Source organism: Phycisphaerae bacterium, assembly GCA_012729815.1.
Classification (GTDB): domain Bacteria; phylum Planctomycetota; class Phycisphaerae; order JAAYCJ01; family JAAYCJ01; genus JAAYCJ01.
In genome coordinates this window covers 1-18,539 of the sequence record JAAYCJ010000204.1, presented here as the reverse complement: position 1 = coordinate 18,539, position 18,539 = coordinate 1, and the positions used below count along the sequence as shown (strand labels likewise).

15 protein-coding genes are annotated in these 18,539 nt (G+C 64.7%); 7 read left to right on the top strand and 8 right to left on the bottom strand.

Translation table 11 applies throughout. The features are described from left to right. Positions 1–99: 99 nt before the first annotated feature. Entirely contained in the window at positions 100–2,397 is a 2,298-nt protein-coding gene (locus GXY33_13690; protein ID NLX06186.1) for a hypothetical protein, read from the bottom strand. Positions 2,398–2,559: 162 nt separating this feature from the next. Next, on the bottom strand, positions 2,560–3,060 hold the full coding sequence (locus tag GXY33_13685; protein NLX06185.1) for a hypothetical protein: 501 nt from the start codon (positions 3,058–3,060) through the stop codon (positions 2,560–2,562). A 115-nt stretch (positions 3,061–3,175) separates the two neighbouring features. Here GXY33_13685 and mtnP point away from each other — a divergent pair, with 115 nt between their 5' ends. From mtnP to GXY33_13650, 7 genes are all read left to right on the top strand, one after another. Further along, positions 3,176–4,072, top strand: coding sequence for an S-methyl-5'-thioadenosine phosphorylase (gene mtnP / locus GXY33_13680; GenBank protein NLX06184.1), 897 nt, complete (start codon positions 3,176–3,178; stop codon positions 4,070–4,072). A gap of 99 nt (positions 4,073–4,171) precedes the next feature. Beyond that, positions 4,172–5,194 (top strand): prepilin-type N-terminal cleavage/methylation domain-containing protein, encoded by a 1,023-nt coding sequence (locus GXY33_13675; GenBank protein NLX06183.1) that lies wholly within the window; start codon positions 4,172–4,174, stop codon positions 5,192–5,194. Positions 5,195–5,552: 358 nt separating this feature from the next. Next, positions 5,553–6,350, top strand: coding sequence for a class I SAM-dependent methyltransferase (locus tag GXY33_13670; protein ID NLX06182.1), 798 nt, complete (start codon positions 5,553–5,555; stop codon positions 6,348–6,350). Then, the gene (locus GXY33_13665; GenBank protein ID NLX06181.1) at positions 6,350–6,766 is read left to right on the top strand and encodes a GNAT family N-acetyltransferase; all 417 of its coding nucleotides are present in this window, start codon (positions 6,350–6,352) and stop codon (positions 6,764–6,766) included. The genes GXY33_13670 and GXY33_13665 overlap by 1 nt, the downstream gene beginning before the upstream one ends. A 49-nt stretch (positions 6,767–6,815) precedes the next feature. Continuing rightward, positions 6,816–7,688 carry a ribokinase gene (locus tag GXY33_13660; GenBank protein ID NLX06180.1) on the top strand — a complete coding sequence of 291 codons (873 nt, stop codon included), beginning with the start codon at positions 6,816–6,818 and terminating at the stop codon, positions 7,686–7,688. A gap of 76 nt (positions 7,689–7,764) precedes the next feature. Continuing rightward, positions 7,765–8,574: a sugar phosphate isomerase/epimerase gene (locus tag GXY33_13655; GenBank protein NLX06179.1), complete on the top strand. Its 810-nt coding sequence runs from the start codon at positions 7,765–7,767 to the stop codon at positions 8,572–8,574. A 33-nt stretch (positions 8,575–8,607) separates the two neighbouring features. Continuing rightward, on the top strand, positions 8,608–9,018 hold the full coding sequence (locus GXY33_13650) for a hypothetical protein (GenBank protein NLX06178.1): 411 nt from the start codon (positions 8,608–8,610) through the stop codon (positions 9,016–9,018). An 80-nt stretch (positions 9,019–9,098) separates the two neighbouring features. Here GXY33_13650 and ispG read toward each other — a convergent pair whose 3' ends face one another. The 6 genes from ispG to GXY33_13620 form a co-directional block, all read right to left on the bottom strand. Continuing rightward, positions 9,099–10,163: a flavodoxin-dependent (E)-4-hydroxy-3-methylbut-2-enyl-diphosphate synthase gene (gene ispG, locus GXY33_13645; protein NLX06177.1), complete on the bottom strand. Its 1,065-nt coding sequence runs from the start codon at positions 10,161–10,163 to the stop codon at positions 9,099–9,101. Positions 10,164–10,176: 13 nt separating this feature from the next. Further along, positions 10,177–10,707 (bottom strand): D-lyxose/D-mannose family sugar isomerase, encoded by a 531-nt coding sequence (locus tag GXY33_13640; GenBank protein ID NLX06176.1) that lies wholly within the window; start codon positions 10,705–10,707, stop codon positions 10,177–10,179. A 123-nt stretch (positions 10,708–10,830) separates the two neighbouring features. Further along, entirely contained in the window at positions 10,831–12,609 is a 1,779-nt protein-coding gene (locus tag GXY33_13635; GenBank protein NLX06175.1) for a cation:proton antiporter, read from the bottom strand. Positions 12,610–12,659: 50 nt separating this feature from the next. Next, positions 12,660–14,309: an L-aspartate oxidase gene (gene nadB, locus GXY33_13630; GenBank protein NLX06174.1), complete on the bottom strand. Its 1,650-nt coding sequence runs from the start codon at positions 14,307–14,309 to the stop codon at positions 12,660–12,662. Between the two features lie 16 nt (positions 14,310–14,325). Continuing rightward, positions 14,326–17,676 carry a hypothetical protein gene (locus GXY33_13625; protein NLX06173.1) on the bottom strand — a complete coding sequence of 1,117 codons (3,351 nt, stop codon included), beginning with the start codon at positions 17,674–17,676 and terminating at the stop codon, positions 14,326–14,328. A gap of 21 nt (positions 17,677–17,697) precedes the next feature. Then, the gene (locus GXY33_13620) at positions 17,698–18,225 is read right to left on the bottom strand and encodes an HAD hydrolase family protein (GenBank protein ID NLX06172.1); all 528 of its coding nucleotides are present in this window, start codon (positions 18,223–18,225) and stop codon (positions 17,698–17,700) included. Positions 18,226–18,539 lie beyond the last annotated feature (314 nt).

The following is an 18,539-nucleotide window of genomic DNA, read 5'->3' as shown; positions in this document are numbered from 1 at the left end:
ATAATTCTGTAAGTCTAACCGATCAGGGCGGGAAAAGCCAGTTTATGTCAATTTATGCAGAGGATTCACCGCTTTCGGCCGGCCCGCTCGAAAAACCGCCTACTCGCGGGTGATTGTGCAATAAAACATTGGCTCCTCAGGGCTTATGCGGAGTTCAGTGCCTACTGGGCCGGATTCGTACTCAGCCAGGTCGAACGAGTACTTGTGGTACCTCGCCCCCGCCGGCCACGGGCCGCGAATGGTCCCGCCCACCCGGTCCACGATGACCGGCGGCTTGCCCGGCTCGACCACGCTGGTGGCGAGTTGCTTGATGATCCCCGGCTTGGCCCGCGACGGGTCGATCGTAAACCCCGTGTTCTGGCTCTTGGCGACCATCGAAACCACGATCTCGGACGATTCGGTCAGTGGCCGGCCATCGTTGGCGGCGATCGTGACGCAGCCGAAGCCGGCGCTGTTGGGCAGCATCGCGTCGGTCGCCGCACCGACCCGTATCCCCTCGACCGACCAGCCGTCGGCGAACGCCCACCGCTCGCCCGGCCAGCCCACCACCGACTTGCACCGCGGCGAGTCGATCACCAGTTGCCCACCTTTGCCTGGACCGGACCACTGGTAAACGATCTGCCCGTCCGCCGCGCGGATTGGGCTGGTGGTCGGCGGCAGGGGCAGCGGATGGCCCGGAACCGCATCCCGCGGGGCCGAGCGGGCCGACCATCGCTGATGCACCCACGGCGAAGACGGCCCGTCGGGCTCGACGCGGACCCTCGCGCCAAGGCTGTGGGCGTCCATGCGCAGCCATGTCGCGTCCAGCCAGGACCGATCGAACATATCGTACAGGATGTCGCGCCCGTACACGTGAATCCGCGGCTTTTCCGCCGCCGGCACAGCGAAGTTCAGAAACATCGCCCCTTGCGCCTTGATCTGCGAAAGGAACACCTCGTCGTTGTGGAAGGTCAAGCCGATATGGTTGGCCTCCGGACTCGAATCGTTACAGTTGGGCAGCGGCCAACCCGTCAAACTCGCGTAGTCGCCGGCTGGGTGATGGTCGCCCGGCCAGCCGAACCAGAAAACCCCGTCCCAGTCGTTCCACGCCGCGTACGTCCCCAGCCGGGCCGGCATCTCCGCCAGAAACGGGTTGGGACGGTACATGTTGCACTCGTAGCCGACCACGGGCTTACCCTCAAACGGCTGAGCCTCGGTGTTGCCCGCGAACGCGGGGAACGACTCCAAGCGGGTCTGCCACGGATACCGCGGATCGCCCGCGTTGGTGGTGAACTGGACCTCATAGTTGCCGCCGGTCGAAAACGTGCCGAGGCTGTTGGCGTAGTGGCACGGCAGCGACCAGTTCGCGTTGCTGGTGGTGATGGCGATCGGAGCCACGTTGATGCCGACGCCCTCAGGAGCCAGCGTGCGCACCTCGCGGATGAACCGCTGATTGTAGCAGTCGTACAGGTCGATCACGAAGCGGACCACGTCGCGGGCCCGTGCGTCGGTGTAACGCCTCCCGTCGCCCGCAGCCTGCGTGGCGGTCTCGCCCTTCTGCTCAGCGGTGATGGCCGCGACCACCGGATCGCTGCGGACCGGGGCGAGGGCGATCGTGCCGTCCTCCAGCGATTCGCCGTCGTTCAGGCCGCTCCAGGCCTCGCGGAGATTCTCCGTCGTGCCATAGCGCTCGACGAGCCAGCCGTTCCACCTGGCCAGCAGCTTCGTCAGGAAATACCCGTCCAGCCCGCGGAACGAACCGTTGAGCAGGCTGTCCACAAACGCGTTCTCGTTGGTCATCTCCCAGATCGCGATGTGCGGGTCCTCGGCGTAGGACAGGCCCGTGTAAGGGTTTACGTGGCGAAGCTGATTCCTGGCCGCCTCCAGAAACACCTCGCCCAGTCGCTCATCGATGTACATGTGCGTAGTCCAGGCCCCGCGCCCAGCGGTGGCGACCGCTGCGACCCAGGCCTTCCGGTCGGCTTCATCGCCGGCCGGCAGCACGTCATAGTCAGCGGCCTTCGGATGGCACCACGCCCGGCTGAAGGACATGTACAGGTACAACTCCTCGCGGTCCGCCCGGGCGATCATCAGGTCCACCAGGTCCATTGGCGAGCCATCGCCCTTTTCGTAGTCGTTGACCAGGTAGCTGGGCCGGTTCGGGTCGGCGCTGGCGAACACGCTGGCGTCGTACATGTGAAGCCGCAGCGCGTTAAACCCGCAGACCGCGGCCCGGTGCGTCATGTACTCGATCTCCCGATGGTCCCACCCCGCCGGGTTGACGATGCCCACCCCCCAAAACCGAATCCGGTCCACTCCGCGGTAAAAATGGCCGTCGCGGGCGGTCACGTACTCAGCCGCCGATGCGGCGGAGGTCAGGACAACCAGCGCGACCAGCACTCGAACCCAAACAACCATCAGCATCTCCCTGTGCAGTACACCAATACACTCGCCTCATTATACAACCTGACGATGGCCAGGTTGCCGTGGGTGGACATCGCCCACCAAAATGAGGAAACAAGGAAACAGACGGCATTCTTATCGGACGTACCTTCCAGCCCCAGGCATTCGGCGACCGAATCAATACCAGATCGTCAGAATCAGGTGGGGTTCCGGGTGCTTGCCTTCCCAGACGCCCACCGTGGACTCGACGATCTTGATCTCGACCTCGGGGTTCTGGTCGACCCATTCGTTGATGGTCTGGCTCATGAAGTTCACCGCCCCGTCGTTCATCTTGGTATGGAAGATCCGCACGCGGGTGGCCCCGGTGCCGCTCTTGTTGACTGCCCGGGCCAGCTTGCTGTCGTCAAAGCCGCCCTGCGAAGCCACGCCGCCCGCACCCATCGCCTTGATGATCCGCGAGCTCGACTTGTCCATGTCGTCCTCGTCGACCAGGGAAAGGGGCTCTTCCTGGCCGGCGACCGCGGGGGCGGCGGTGGACGACGATTCGGACTTCTTCTCGTTGAGGCAGACCGCGCAGAGCAGTTGCCCCGCCCAGAAGGCCGCCCGGCCCGCCTTGATGTGTTCCGGATAGACCGTGGCCCCGCAGACCTCGCACGATTTGAGCTCCTCATCCGCCATGGTCCGACACCTCCCGTCGCAAGATTGGCCGTCGATTTGCCCTTGGCATTGAGACGGCCGCCATTATAAACTGGCCCGTTAACTATCGTCAAATGTTCAAGGAGCGGTTCACGTTATGTCCAGGATCCGAATCGGACTGATCGGCGGCAGCGGCCTCGGCGACGAGCTGTGCAAAGCGATTAGCGGACGCGAGTATTTCTCCGACACGCCGTTCGGACGGCCCAGCGGCCCGATCATCTGCGGCGAGTGGGAAGGCGTGCCCATCGCCGTGCTCGCCCGACACGGACAGGGACACGTCTACGGGCCCTCGCACGTGCCGTTTCGGGCCAATATCTTCGCCCTCAAGCAGGTCGGCGTCACCCACATCATCGCCTCCGGAGCGGTCGGCTCGCTCCGCGAGGACGTGCATCCGGGCGAACTGCTGATCCCCGACCAGGTGATCGACAAGACGTACAAACGCGACAACAGCTTCTTCGGCAAGGGAATCGTCGCCCACGTCGAGTTCGATCAGCCGTTTTGCCCCATTCTGCGCAACGTGCTGCTCGAAACCGGCAAGGCCATGGCCGTCAAGGTCCATAAGAAGGGCACCTACGTGTGCATGGAAGGCCCGCAGTTCTCGACGGTGGCCGAGTCCCACCTGCACCGCAGCTGGGGCGGCGACGTGATCGGCATGACCTGCATGCCCGAGGCCAAGCTCGCCCGCGAAGCCGAAATCTGCTACGCCATGGTCACGCTGCCGACCGATTATGACTGCTGGAAACCCCACGAGGAAGGCCGCAGCAAACGCGACCTGCTGGCGGAGATCATCGAAAACATGGCGCGGGCGTCGAAACTGGCCACTGAACTAATAAAAGAATCACTTAGGGCCGTCGCGAAGATGGCGCCCGAGCGGCTCGACTGCCCGTGCCGCAACAGCCTCGAACTGGCGATCTGGACCGACCGCTCCAGGATCGCCCCAGCCGAGGTCCGACAGTTGGAACCCCTTATCGGGCGGTACTTTAACCACGGCTAAGGGCCCCCGATGGCGGCGCCCCAGCGGCGGGGCTGGACCGCCGCCGTATAATCGGACAGGAAAGAGGGCTCCAAAGGTCCAGGAAGATTGGCGTTCGATATGACGGCGAACAAGGACAGGTTAACGCGCGACCGATGGGCTCAGCGGGCCTACACCCTGACCGAACTGATGGTCGTTGTGGTTGTCATCGTCCTGCTCATGGCCGCCGCCATCCCGGCCGTCCGGGCCCTCCAGGCCGGCTCAGCCGAGGCCGAAGCCTACAACACCGTCAACGCCGCCCTCCAGGCCGCCCGAAGCTATGCTATCATGAACGACGTCACCACCGCCGCCCGCTTCCAGCCGAATGGAAAGATCGTGCTGGTGTATGAATATGAGGGTGACGGGGGGGCTTGCGTGAAAGGCGCAGGCGCGGTCGTACCACTTCCTGCTATTTTCTTCCCGGTGCTCGACCAGAAGCCACTGAAGATGCCGAAAGGCTATGCGGTGGCGGACCTGACGGATGCCGACCCTAACACCGCACCGGTGGATATGAACTACTTTGAGGAACCGTTCTACATCTGCTACGGGCCGCAAGGGAATATCATTAGGTCCAGTGTTTGGGTTGGGCTGTGCAACAACAGTGGGGTTCCAATGAACCCGACATTCACCGGCACCACAGTCGGGTTGGCTTGGGACTTGACGAGGTTTGACGCTGCTGGCGCATCTTACAGCGAGTGGCGGACATTTCTCGATGACCCCAACAACGTCAACAACGTGGACGCGGCCAAACTATGTCGTTTTGCAGTAGTAGCTACGACGTATGACGACGCCGAGTACGAGGCAAGAGTCAACGACGCGGACCGCTATGGTGGGTATGTTGATACCGCCGGCAGTCAGCCTCAGAGAAGAGACTCTGTGAGTCGTGTAGCGATATTCAGGACATCCGATGACTGGGAGCGGTTGCCGATCTACGCGGCTGACGCTACCGTGCGGTCGAAGGAGAAGGTCTTCCGCGAAGAGATCTTCGGAGACGAGACGGTGAGCGACCCGAATACTCTGGCCGTGGACCCGAACGGGGCCGACAAGTTCCGCGAGATCTTCATCAATTCCTACACCGGCCGGATTATGCGGCCGATCGAGTGACCCTCGCGGCGAACGAGGCGTATTGAGCAGGGCGGTCTTCGGACCGCCTTTTCTGTTGGCGTTTGCGGTGCGGTCGGATTATCATGGCACGTCCGTCACTGGAATCACCGCCCGGTCACGTGTCATTCCCGCGCAGGCGGGAATCCAGAATCTCGAAGGTCCATCACCGGCCAAAGACCTGGATTCCCGCGTGCGCGGGAATGACAGGAGGGAAAGCCCGTCTCCTCGGTCACTCGACCGCGCCCGGGACTTGGTCAAGTGGAGGTTAATGGCTGGGTGAAAGGTTGATATCTGTAGTCTGCGGAAGTCCGCAGCGGCGGAGGGTTCACTCCTTGCGGGAAGTAAGATGGTATTCGGAATGAACAGTCCAGAGGCGATCCGGACGGCTTGGGACGCTCGCGCGGCCCAGTACGCGGAGTCGCTGTCGCGGGCGGACGGCCGGGCGATTGGGGTGGCGGTGGAACTGGAGCACTTCCGTCGGGCTCTGCCGAAGCGGCTGGACCTGAATCTGCTCGATGCGGGCTGCGGGCCGGGGTTTCATGGTCGGCGGTTGGTGGCTGAGGGACATCGCGTGACATTCGTCGATGTGTCGCCGGCCATGCTGGAGCGGGCGCAGCGGGACGTGGGTGAACTGGCCAGCCGGGCGGTGTTCATCGAGGGCGACATCCGGGGCGTTCCGGCGTTGGCGGATGGGTCGTTCGACGGCGTCATCGCGGGCGGAACCGTCATCTCAGACTGCGGCGACCCGAGAGCCGCGATCGCGGAACTGAGGCGCGTGCTTCGTCCAGGCGGCGTTCTTGGCTTCTCGGTCCGCAATCTGCTGGGTCCGCAACAGCGAACGGAGCGGACGGAGGTCGTTCGCGGCGGTGGAGACGGCTTTGACTGGCATTTCTTCTCGCCCGAGAGCCTGATGTCCTTCTGCCAGCGGCATTCGCTGGCGGTCAAAGCCATCCACCCGGTGCACGTGGAAGGGCTGTTCGACCAGGATGTGGCGAAGTCAGTTGCGGCGCACCTGGCTGCGGAACTCTCGCGGGACGTGCTGGCAAGGTCGTGGGAGTTGTTTGCGATAGCGACCAGGAAGGGAACCCCGCGGAAACGCGGAGAAGCAGCGGACACAGCCCGTGCCGAAATGCGTGTGGCGGATGTGGAGGAATGATGATCAGGCACGCCACGGAAAAGGACATTCCTGCGATCGGGCGGTTGATGCGGTCCGAACCGGGTTTCTGGAAGTGCGACAGCCGGCCGGACGCTCTGCGGATTGCTCTTGCCTCGGCCGGAACACTCGCGGTCGTCTGGGACGACGGGTCGGAGATACTCGGGTTCGCCTGTGCCCACGACTGCGGCTTTCGGGCATACCTGAGTGAACTCATCGTCCACAAGACGGCGAGGAGTCGCGGGATCGGAAAGGAGCTTGTTCGACACATCGAGGGCGAGTTGAGGCGGCGCGGCTGTCCCGTCCTGTTTTCGGATGTGTGGCGAACCGCGGAGCCGTTCTACCGGTCGCTGGGATGGTCGGAGCCCGACGTCACGCTGTTGAGGAAAAGACTGGACGCGGAGGCCGAAGAGACGTAACAAGCCGGAAGAAACGATGGCTTGGTCGTAAGCCGGATGGAGACAGGCGATGCGGATATTGAACATCGGGTCGATGAACGTGGATCACGTCTATGCGGTCGAGCACTTCGTGCGCCCGGGCGAGACGCTGGCGAGCAGCCGGTACCAGGTCTTCGCGGGCGGCAAGGGGTTCAACCAGTCGATCGCCCTCGGCCGCGCCGGCGCGGCGGTCCGCCATGCGGGCATGGTGGGCAAGGACGGCGCGTGGCTGGTCGATCGGCTCTCGCGTGAAGGGGTCGATATCGAATTCGTGGAAGTGACGGACGGGCCGACGGGACACGCGATCATCCAGGTCGCGCCCAGCGGCGAAAACGCGATCGTGCTGTTCGCCGGGGCGAACCACCAGGTGACCCAGGAGGCGATCGACCGGGCGGCTGTGTCGTGCTCAGCCGGCGATTACCTGCTGCTCCAGAACGAAACCAGCGCCGTGGCAAACGCCATCCAGATCGGCAAACGGCGCGGCCTGAAGGTCGTACTCAATCCCGCCCCGATGACCGCCGCCGTCCGCGACTATCCGCTGGACGCGGTGGACCTGTTCATCCTCAACGAAACCGAAGCCCAGGGACTGACCGGCGAATCGTCAGCCGATGCCATCCGCGCCGCCATGCGCACGCGGTTCCCCCGCGCCGCGACTGTCCTGACGCTGGGCCGCCAGGGCGCGATGTACTTCGACGCCGACCGCCAGCTTCACCAGCCGGCCGCCGCGGTCCAAGCGGTCGACACCACCGCCGCCGGCGACACCTTCATCGGCTACTTCCTGGCCGAACTGACCCAAAGCAACGACCCAGCCAAAGCCCTCGCCCTCGGCTGCCGCGCCGCCGCCATCTGCGTCACCCGACCCGGCGCATCCGATTCGATCCCGCTGAGAAAAGAAGTGGAGTGAGCGTCATAGGGTGGGCGCCGCCCACCGAAATCTCCCGAAGCCAAGGCCGGAAGCACACATGCGACGGAGGCTTTGAATGCGAGAATTGGGCATCTATGCGTGGTTCGGCTACGATCTGCCCCTTTCGGAGCGTCTGGAGATGATCGCGGCGGCGGGATTCGCCAGCACCTGTCTGTGGCTGGGTCCTGTCGAGGCCATGGTGGCCGCGTCGCAGGCCGATCGGATGCCGGAACTGGCCCAGCGGTGCGGGTTGAGGATCGACAACGTTCACGCGGAATACCTCGGCTGCAACAGCCTGTGGACGGACGCCGACAACGACGATGTCTTCGGCTCCTACAGCACGGCGATCGATTTCTGTCGGCGCCATGGCATCCCCATTCTCGTCGCCCACGTGACTCAGGGGCTGAACCCGCCTCCGGCAGGGGAGGCCGGGCTGGACCGCCTTCGCCGACTCGTCGATCAAGCCGGCGAGCAGGGCGTCGTGCTGGCCATCGAAAACACCAACCGGCCCGACTACGTGGATTTTCTGCTGTCCCGCTGCGACCTGCCGAGCCTTGGACTGTGCTACGACTCATCGCACGACTTCCTAAAGGGAACCCCTCCGCTGAGCATCCTGAAGCGATGGGGCCATCGGCTGGTGACGGTTCATCTCTCGGACAATCACGGCCAACGCGACGACCACACCCTGCCGGGCGACGGCATCGTCGACTGGCAGGCCCTGATCGCTTGCTTCCCAGCCGACTCCTACCGCGGGCCGGTCATGCTGGAGGTGGTTCCTGATCCGCAGGCCCGGCTCGACGCACGCGAGTTCCTGACCGACGCCCATGCGAGGGCGGCGGGAATCATGGAACAACTGAGCCCAACGAAGCCTGAAACGAACGCGTAACGACACGCCCTCAATGACACTCTGGAGCAACGCATGGCGATCGCCCGGAAGTTCGGCGAACTGGTGTACAAATGGCACGTGCCGGGTCTGCTGGCGGCGGCGGAAGGGCTGCCGGTGCGGGAGACCTCGACGGCGCGTTTCAACCTGGACGTCGACGCGTGGTTTGGCGAGGCGTGTTCGCCCACCATCGCCAACGTCGTCGGCCACATGAGGCGAATCCAGGCGGCCGACCTGCAATGCCCGATCCTCCTCTCAGCCGAAGGGCACGTCTTCGACGGCCTCCATCGGCTGGCCCGGTGCCGCCTCGAAGGCATCGAGACGATCGCATATCAGCAGTTCCAAACGAATCCCGAACCCTTCGAGATCATTTCGTTCGAGGATTTCCGCAAGGCCAAACCGCTGATCGCCGCGACCCTGGCGTGGATGGAAGAGCACTTGCTGTGACCGTTGAGCAGCCAAAACGAGTCCGCAAGGTGGCTACGAATTCCTGACCTCCTGATCCCCTGACGCCCCGACCACCTGCTTCAAAATTCCTTGACCTGGCGGATCAGTTCGCTGACCAGATTCTCCGCCGGGACCTTCGCGACGCACTGGCCGCTGCGGTAGATAAAGCCGTGCTCCCTGCCCGCGATCAGCGCCACGTCGGCGTCCGCCGCTTCGCCCGGACCGTTGACAATGCAGCCCATCACCGCCACGCGGATCGGCTTCTTGATCCCGGCCAGTCGCTTCTCGACGCGATCGGCGATCTTGACCAGATCGACGTTGCAGCGGCCGCAGGTCGGACAGGCGATCAGCTCGGGCCGCTCACGCTTGGCCAGCCCCAGATCGGCGAGAATCTCGTTGGCCACGTGAATCTCACGGACCGGATCGCCCGAAAGCGAAACGCGGATCGTATCGCCGATCCCCTTGTAAAGCAGTACGCCGAGCGCCACGCCCGACCGGATCGAACCGGTCAGCACGGTGCCGGCGTGCGTGACGCCCAGGTGCAGCGGATAGTCGAACCGACGCGCCATCGCCTCGTAAAGCTCGATGGTCTGAAGCACGTCCGAACTCTTGGCCGAAAGCACCAGCGCCTCAAACCGCTGGGACTCGAAGAACGCCACGTACTCCGCCAGCTCGGTCAGCATCAACTCGACAAGCTGCTTGGGACTGATCCGCTCATCGAGCTCATCGACCGGCCGGATCGACCCGGCGTTGATCCCGATCCGCATCGCGACGCCGGCGCCCTTGGCCGCCGCGATCACCTCAGCCAGCGCCTTTTTGTCGCGGAGATTGCCCGGATTGATCCGCAACTTGTGCACGCCCGCCTTGATCGACTCGAGCGCCCGCTCATAGTGAAAATGAACGTCCGCGACGATCGGCACGCCCACCTGGCCAAGGATCTCCGGCAGCGCCGCGGTGTCCTTCCGCGCAGGGACGGCCACACGAACGATCTTCGCCCCAGCCTCAGCCAGCGCGTTGACCTGGCGGACCGTCGCATCGACGTCGTGCGTGAACGTGTTGGTCATGCCCTGGACGACGACGGGGTTGCCGCCGCCCATGACCACGGGTCCAATCGAAACGGGGCGGGTCTTCTTTCGGCGTGCCACGGTGCTCTCCGGATCAGACCCGCTGAATGTCCGGGTCGGTAAAGACGTCCAGATCGTCGCGCGATTGCGTCGAGAACTCCGAAACGATCGCGCCCTGCGGGCCGGCTTGGAACCAGTGAAGCGTGTTGGGCGACAGCGTGTACTGCTCGCCCGGCTGGAGCACCACCTCGTTCCAGACGGTAAAGTGCGCCTTGCGCTGCGCGGGCACGTCGGCCTTCGGGTCCGGCGCGGCATAGCCGGGAACGTAGAGGTACACCTCGCCCCACCGGCAGCGGAAGGTCTCCTCCTTGCCCGCACTGCCGTCGAACGCCGGATGGCGATGCTCCGGACAGATCTGGCCCGGGAACATCACCAGCTCCTTCGCGCAGCAGCGCTCGGTGTTGACGTAGACCACGATCTCCAGACCGAAGTGCTCCAGGTCGTCCAGGCCGAAGTCGGCGACCTCGATATTGGCCTTCTCCTCAGCGGTCAGCACGAAACCCGTCTTGGCGAGGAAGTCGGCGGCCCGCTTTCTGGCCGAGGCGACCTGATCCGCGGTTGTCATGGCGTTACCTCCATCGACGATGACGACAATAGCCCATGGGAACCAACGTGGATTCTACTCCGCCATGGGGCGAAAGTCACGCCAAACGACCCGGCTCCGCCAACCGGTCGCGCCCGGGACGGCTCAGACCTGAGGGGTCTGCGCGAGGTCGTCCGGATAGAGCCGCTCGCACGCGTCGATCAGGTTGTCCTCGGTGGCGGCCAGAATCTGCTCCATCTCCTGGCCGACGTCGCCCTTGCTGTGGATCACCAGACGGTTCTCGTGGAAGGTGATGGTGGCGAACTGACCGTCCTTCTGGAGCAGGTAGATGCCCTTCTCCGATTCGTCGAGCTTCAGCTTGTAGCCCTTCTCCGCCGCGACGTTCAAAAGAACCCGGATGACCGCGCGGCCGATCCCGTTCGGCATGTCGATGCTCAGGGTCTTCTCCGGCTTTTCCGGAGCGGCCTGTGCCGGCTTCTTTCGCAGGCCGCTGCCGCCGCGGGCGAACGCCGGAACCAGTATGAGCGGCGCGACGATCGTGGTGACCAGGGTCATCAGAATCGCGACGCCGAACAGCGACGAGCCGATGTACCCGCCGGCCAGTCCCACGCCGGCCATGATCAGCGCCACCTCGCCGCGAGGCAGCATGCCGATCCCGATCCGGAACGCCCCGATCCGGTTGAACCCCGCCGCCAGCGCCGGCACGCCGCAGCCGACGATCTTGCCGATCACCGCCAGGATGCAGATCACCAGGCCCAGACCGATCGCCTCGCCCATCGCCCCGAAGTTCACCAGCATGCCCATCGCCGCGAAGAAAATCGGCACGATAAAGTCGTTGATCGGCGTCAGGTCTTCCATCAACTGGTGGGCCATCCGGGTCTTCGACAGCGCCAACCCGATCGAATAGGCCCCGATGATGAACGCCAGACCGAAGATCTCCGCCACCCCGGCGCAAACCAGCGCCAACGCCAGCGCCAGTCCCAGCCGCGCCCCAGCGTACCGGACCCGCTCGAACAGCGCCTCGATCTTCTCCGCCAGAACGAACCCGACCGCCGTCAGTCCAAGCCAGAACCCGACCGCCTTCACCGCGATCAGCACGATCTGACCGACGTGAACCTCGCCGGTCCGGGCGATCGCGGCCACCACGGCCAGAACCAGAATCCCCAGCACGTCGTCAACCACCGCGCCGCCGAGGATCGTGACGCCCTCAGCGGTGTCCAGCTTCTTGATGTCCGACAGCACGCGGGCCGTGATGCCCACGCTGGTGGCCACCATGATCGCCCCCATGAAGAGGGCCTTCGGGTCGTGCCAGGAAATGCCCATGAACCACGCCGTGGCCCAGGCCCCGAAGACGAACGGCAACACCACGCCCCCGATCGCGCTGAGCGTCGCCGGACCCACGTAGCGGAGGAACTGCTTGAGGTTCGTGTGGAGCCCCGCCAGGAACAGCAGCACCACGCTCGCAAGCTGGGCCACGAGCCACAACTCATCCGAAATGGGCCATTGCGAAACGCCCTCGACAACCTGCGGAGCGGGAAAAAGCGGCAGCCAGTGCCCGTGAACGTAGACCGGCAGCAACGCGCCCAGCGCGAACGGTCCGACGACCATGCCGGCCGCCAGTTCGCCCAAAACCCCGGGAACCGCGATCTTCTCCGCCAGCGCTCCGAGCAGCTTGGCCGCGGCCAGCACCACCGCGACCTGCAGCATGATGACCATGATCTTGAGCGTCAACCCGTTCTCCATCCGGCTGATCTCGACGAGGCTGGGACTGACCGCAGCCAGGCCGTGCCCTTCCGCCTCCGCCTCCGCGCCGGCCGATCCGAACGCGGAGACCGCCGCCAGCAGTACCACCGACGCCAGCAGCAGCGCAGCCCACTTCCAGTTGGTCTGGTTGCGATTCTTCGTAATCAGTTCAGCCAGCATATCCCGTCACTTTCTGTCAAATCCAGCCTGCGCCGGTCCGGTTCGACCGCCTATCCCGCGATCGGTCCGGGTCCGAAATCCTGCATTCTACTCTGCTGGATGTGGGTGAGCCAGTTTTTATCGTCGATCGCGGGGAAGTCCTGCCGGAAATGCACGCCGCGCGACTCGGTTCGCTGACGCGCCGCGTTGACCATCAGCCACGCCACCGTCAGCAGGTTCTGCTCTTCCCAGCCGAACGGGTCGGCGAACGTCTTTTCGAGAAGGTACTTGCCCCAGAACCCGATCGCCTCGGCGGCTTCGGCCAGACCCTCGCCGTTCCGCTCGATCCCCACGTGCCGCCACATCATGCTCCGAAGGCTGTTGCGGACGTCCTGGAGGTCCAGCCGCTTGCCGTTGGACGGCTCGGTGGCTTGGCCGGTCAGTGTCAGCGTCCGGAGCGGCTCGCCGTGTTCGGCAATCGCCCGGCCGATGGCGCAGCCGGCGATGTAGCCGAACACCAGACCCTCCAGAAGACTGTTCGAGGCGAGGCGATTCGCCCCGTGCAGACCCGTGCACGCCGCCTCACCGCACGCGTAGAGATTCTCGATGCTGGTCCGGGCCGCCAGGTCCACCTTCACCCCCCCGAGCATGTAGTGGGCGCTGGGCCGGATCGGAATCAGGTCGCTGCCGACGTCGATGCCGAACGAGGCGCACAACTCGGTGATGTTCGGAAACCGCGTGGCGAACCGGCGCTTGCCGAGGTGCCGCACGTCGAGGAACATGTTCCGCGCCCCGGTCTGTTTCATGTGGTGGATGATGGCCCGGCTCACCACGTCGCGAGGGGCCAACTCGGCGTCCTCGTGATACGCCGGCATGAACCGCTCGCCGTTGCGGTCGACCAGATACCCGCCTTCGCCGCGCACCGCCTCCGAGATCAGCGCCCGCGACGCCCCGGCGACGTAGAGCGTCGTCGGGTGGAACTGCATCATCTCCATGTCCTGCAAAACCGCCCCGGCCCGCCACGCCATGGCCATCCCGTCCCCCGTCGCCACCTCCGGATTCGTCGTCTCCTGGTACACGCGGCCGCAGCCGCCGGTCGCCAGAATCGTCTGCTTGGCCCGCACGATCTGGAACCCCGCCCCTTCGGTGTGGACCAGCGCGCCGAGGCACCGGCCTTCGTCCGTCAGCAGGTCGACCACGAAGTAACTGTCGTGAATCTGAATGTTGGGATGGTCCTGAAGCCGCTGGTGCAACGCCCGCGCGATCTCCCGGCCCGTGGCGTCGCCGTGGGCGTGAATCACCCGCGAAGCCGAGTGCCCGGCCTCGCGGCCAAGATCCAGCTCGCCCCCGTGCGAATCGAACCGCGCCCCCCACTCGATCAGCTCACGCACCCGGTCCGGCCCCTGCCCGACCACCAGCCGCACCGCGTCAAGATCGTTCAGGCCGCAGCCGACCTTCAGCGTGTCGGCGACGTGGAGGTCCAGGTTGTCGCTCTCGTCCGCCTCCAACACCACCGCCACGCCACCCTGAGCGTGCGCGGTGTTCGAGTCGAAGATGCCGCGCTTCGTCAACAGGGTCACGCGCCCGTGCTTGCCCACCTCGATCGCGGCGCGCAGACCCGCGATGCCGGAGCCGATGATCAGGCAGTCCGTAAACACCTGCGGCAATGCGGCGGCGTCAAAAGAAGCCAGGTAACGGCGGGTTCGAAAGGGCTTGTGCATGTCTGTGGCTTTGGACCTACTGGCCGATGCGGATGACCTGCGACTTCGGGGCGCGAATCTCGTTGGTGCGGCGGTTCCACACGACCCGCGGACCCTTCCACATGGTTCCTTCGGCGGTTTCCGGGTTTTCCTCAATGATATACGCGGGGTCGATGTTGCTCCCGTAGACGACGATCAGGTCGCTCGGGCCGTCGTACCGAAGCTGCTGCGCCATGACCGTGCGACGGCCCTCCTCGAGCTTGACCGTCCCCGTCGCGTCGATCTGCTTGAGCTCAGCCGCTCCGGCCTGCACCCCGCCCGAACCGCCGAACGCGCCGCGAATGAACTCGACCTTGAGCATCTGGCAGGTCAGATCGACCCAACGATCGGGCTTGACGGGCTGGCCCTGCCCGTCGCCCTGCGCCGGTTCGGCGCTCAGCCATTTGAGCAGGTTCTCGTCGGCCACGTGGACCATCCGAACGTCCCCGTCGAAGATGGCGACGCGGCTGTCCAGCAGATACGTCAATCCGGTCTGCCACTCGAACGCCGTCTGCGACGGCCCGCCGCTGCGCAGGTCCTGGCCGAAGGGATCGCGGAGACTGGCCGACTGGCCGCCGCCGGATGAATCGCGCTCGAAGTCGCCGATCAGCAGCCGGCCGTGGCTCGGCACGTTGAGCCGCTGGGCCGCCAGATCGATCGTCACGCTCTGGCCGAACAAAGTGGCCCGACTCAGCACCGTCTCGCCCTCACGGCGCTCGTTGACCACCTCGATCTGCTCGCCTTCCTTCGGAAACGCCTGGATGTAGACGGGCTGCTTCCGCATCACCGGAAGCTGGACCGACGGGGCCTCCTCACGCCGGCCGCCGAGCGAGCGGGCGAACACCCAGAACCGCTTGAGATTCTCGAGTTCCGGCTGCTCGGGCCTCGCCGGTTCCTCCGCCTTCGGCTCCTCGGGACGCTGCTCGAAATCGACGATCAGCCGCTCGCAGTTGCTCAGCGTCGTGTCGCGGCTGCGTACCGTCACGCCGCCCAGGAACGTGCCCTGGTTCGTCTCCGTCCCGCGAAGCTGCATCGACTCCGACCAGTTGATCAGAATCGGAACGCCCTGGCCCTTCCGCACCCGGCTGCCCTCGATGTCCTGCTCCGAGACGAACTGGAGTTCGCCCGCTCCCGGCACGTCCACTTGCTCGGTGGTCAGGTCCATCGTGACGGTGTGGCCCGCGATGGCGTACTCACGCGACACCACGCTGGCCCACGCCTTCGGCTCGCCCTCCAGATAGCACCACTCCAGAACGTTGTTCTGACCGATGCGGCAGTCGATCTTGCGGCACTCGACCTTGCGGTCGTCATCCGGATCGGTCATCCGGACGTCGCCCTCCGCCTCGAAGCGGCTGATGCGGACGTCGCTGCGGGCCAGGCCCTCCGGCCGCGACTCAGCGGCCGGCTGCGTCGCCGTCGCCATAGCGGCCTGCTCCATGTGGGCGACGATCTGATCGGCCTCGACCAGCCGCTGGCCCTGCCGGACCTTCACCGTGCCGGAGGCCTCAGCCACCGAGGGAACCGATTCGTCGCCGCTGCGAACGAACGTCACGTCCAGTACGTCGCAGTCAATCTGCTGATCCTCCGACTGCAGCGTGACGTTCTTCTCCACATGCACGGTGCTCGGAGACGGGTTCGGCTCGTCCTGCCCGGGAAGGACCTCGGGCTTGAAAAAGTCCATGACGATCAACTCGCCCGCCATGTTCTGTGACGGTTCGCTCATCCGGGCCGCCCCGCGAAACTCGGCCCGCTCCAGATACGGCTGATCCTTCCAGCCGCCCTCGCTCCACTTGCGGTACTTGCCGAAGTTCAACACGAACCCTTCCTGCCACAGGACCATGCGCTTCTTGCCGTTGGCCATCATCGAGGTCAGGTTGCCCACGCCCGACAGGCCGGGCCGCGGCGACTCGGGCTTGACCTGCTGCATGTAACCGGGCCCTTCGCCGTGGGCCAGACCCGCTTCGTAGTCGTAGAACATGCGGGTGGCCACGATGGTGCGCCCTTCGCCTTCCTCAATCTTGACCGGCTCCTCAGCCGTCCCGTAAAGCTCGCCCTGCTTCGAGGCGACCTGGTAGACCAGCTTCTTGCACCGCAGCTTCACCTCGCCGGTCTGCTCGAAGTCCACCGGCTGACTCTGTCCGATGGCCCGCACGAGAATCCCCTTGCGGACCGGCTCCGGAGGCGGCGCGGGTTTCATCACCAGCGGCCCGCTCCAGAAGATCTCCAGACGCTTGCCGTCGCGCGGGATGCGCTTCCGGGGCTTTTCGGACTCTTCCTTCTCCTCCTCCGTTTTCGACTTCTTGATCCGGGTGATCACCAGATTCAACTCGTCGCACGTGGCCTTGCCGACCAGCTTCGGCCCGTCGTAGTTAAAGATGCTCACGTCGCTGCCGAAGGCGATCTCGAACGCCCGCGCCCGCGGCTGGGTGGTCGGCTGGGTCTGGGCGGGCAGGGTCTCCGGCGACTGAGCCTCGACTTGGGGTTGGGGTTCAGGCGGCTCGGCCGGGGCGGTCTGCGGCGCGCCGACGGGCAGGCCCGCCTTCTGCGCGACGACGCCGGCCGTCCCGGCGAGTTTGCCCAAAAGGCCCGCAGCCGCTTCCGACTGCCCCTTCTTCTTCGGCGTGCTTCCGGGCAGGCCGATCTGGAGCATGTCCGACTCCATCCGCCAGATCAGCTTGTCGCCCTCGGCGATGGTGATCTCCTCGAGCTCGTTCGTCGTCTCGTTCCACCGCACGGTCAGACCGCGACCGGTCAACTCAGCCTCGTCCGAATCCACCTGCAGAGGGCTGTCGCTGATGATGATGCTCTTTTCCAGGTCGAAATCGACGCTGTCGAGCCAGATGTGCACCACGTCCTCCGGCCGCAACTCGGGCTCGCCGCGCTCCGGATCGGTGCCCCGATCGATAAAGACGTGAACCTTCCCCTTGAGGGTGCCGCGCTGGGGTTCCGGCTGATTGTCGCTGGACTGGCGGCCCTCGATCAGACCCTCGGGGGCTGAGACGTGAACGATCTCACCGCTCCGGGAAAAGTAGCGAAGCTCAGGATTGGTCAGCTGAAAACGATTGTCCCCCACAGACTCCCACGCGTCGACGCGGAACTGATAGAGCAGCCTCCCCTCGGTCCAGCGGTAAATCCACGATTTTTGCCCCTGACCGCCCATGACCAGGTCCTGCCCGGGCCCCACCGCCACCGCTGGCTTGGTCGAAGCCTCCAACGTCGCAAGGTCCACCGGCTCCGGCGCAGCGGCCTGCTGTTCCTCCAGCGGGGTGGCCAGCAGGGTCACATAGAGAAAGTACAGGCCGACGAATATCGCCAGGGATATCGCCGCCAGGCTGAGTCGTCTGAACATAAGGCACTCCCGTCTCTGGAGTTACAGCTTCTGGTCGCGGTATCCCTCGAGGATCCCCGACCATTTGCCCTGGGCCTGCAGAATCCGCTCGATCACCTCGCGGACCGCCCCTTGGCCACCCGAACGCGCGGTCACAAACGCAGCGGCCTCCTTGATCGGCTCGACCGCGTTGGCCACCGCCACCGGATACCCGCAATAACGCATCGGCGGCAGATCAGGCAGATCGTCGCCGACGTAGCACACCGCCGCCGGGTCCACCCCGGTCTCCGCCAGACAACGCCGGTATGCCTCAATCTTCTTCAAAGCCGCCTGATAAACATATTGTATGCCGAGTTGCTGGGCCCGGATCAGCACCGCTTTCGATTCCCGACCCGTGATAATCGCCGTCTTGCCGCCGCATCGATGCCAGTATTTGATCCCCGAGCCGTCCTGGGTGCAGAACTGATAGATCATGTTGCCCGCGTCGGTCAGAATCACCTCGCCCGCGGTCAGCACGCCATCGACGTCCAGAACCAGCAGCTCGATCTGCTCTAGCTGACAATGCGCCATCTGCTCGCCTTCCGGTAAAAGCATCAGGCCATATTATCCGTCGCCCATGACCGCGTCAAGGAAACCACGGCCGCTTGGCCCCAACCGTTAAGCCGGCGCTGAAGCACAGTTGGAATTCCGACGGACCAGCACCGTGATAGTTTCAGAGACATGGAATAGCCTCGATGATTAATCTTTTAATCATACGCCGGGAATACAGCGGCAATACGGCCTTTGCAGGCGATTATGAGTTACTTATAATGTCCCATTGCTGGAAAAAACCTTTAATCGTAGGAGTTGGAAGTGGCCATTTCGTCGGGTGTCCATCAGCCCGT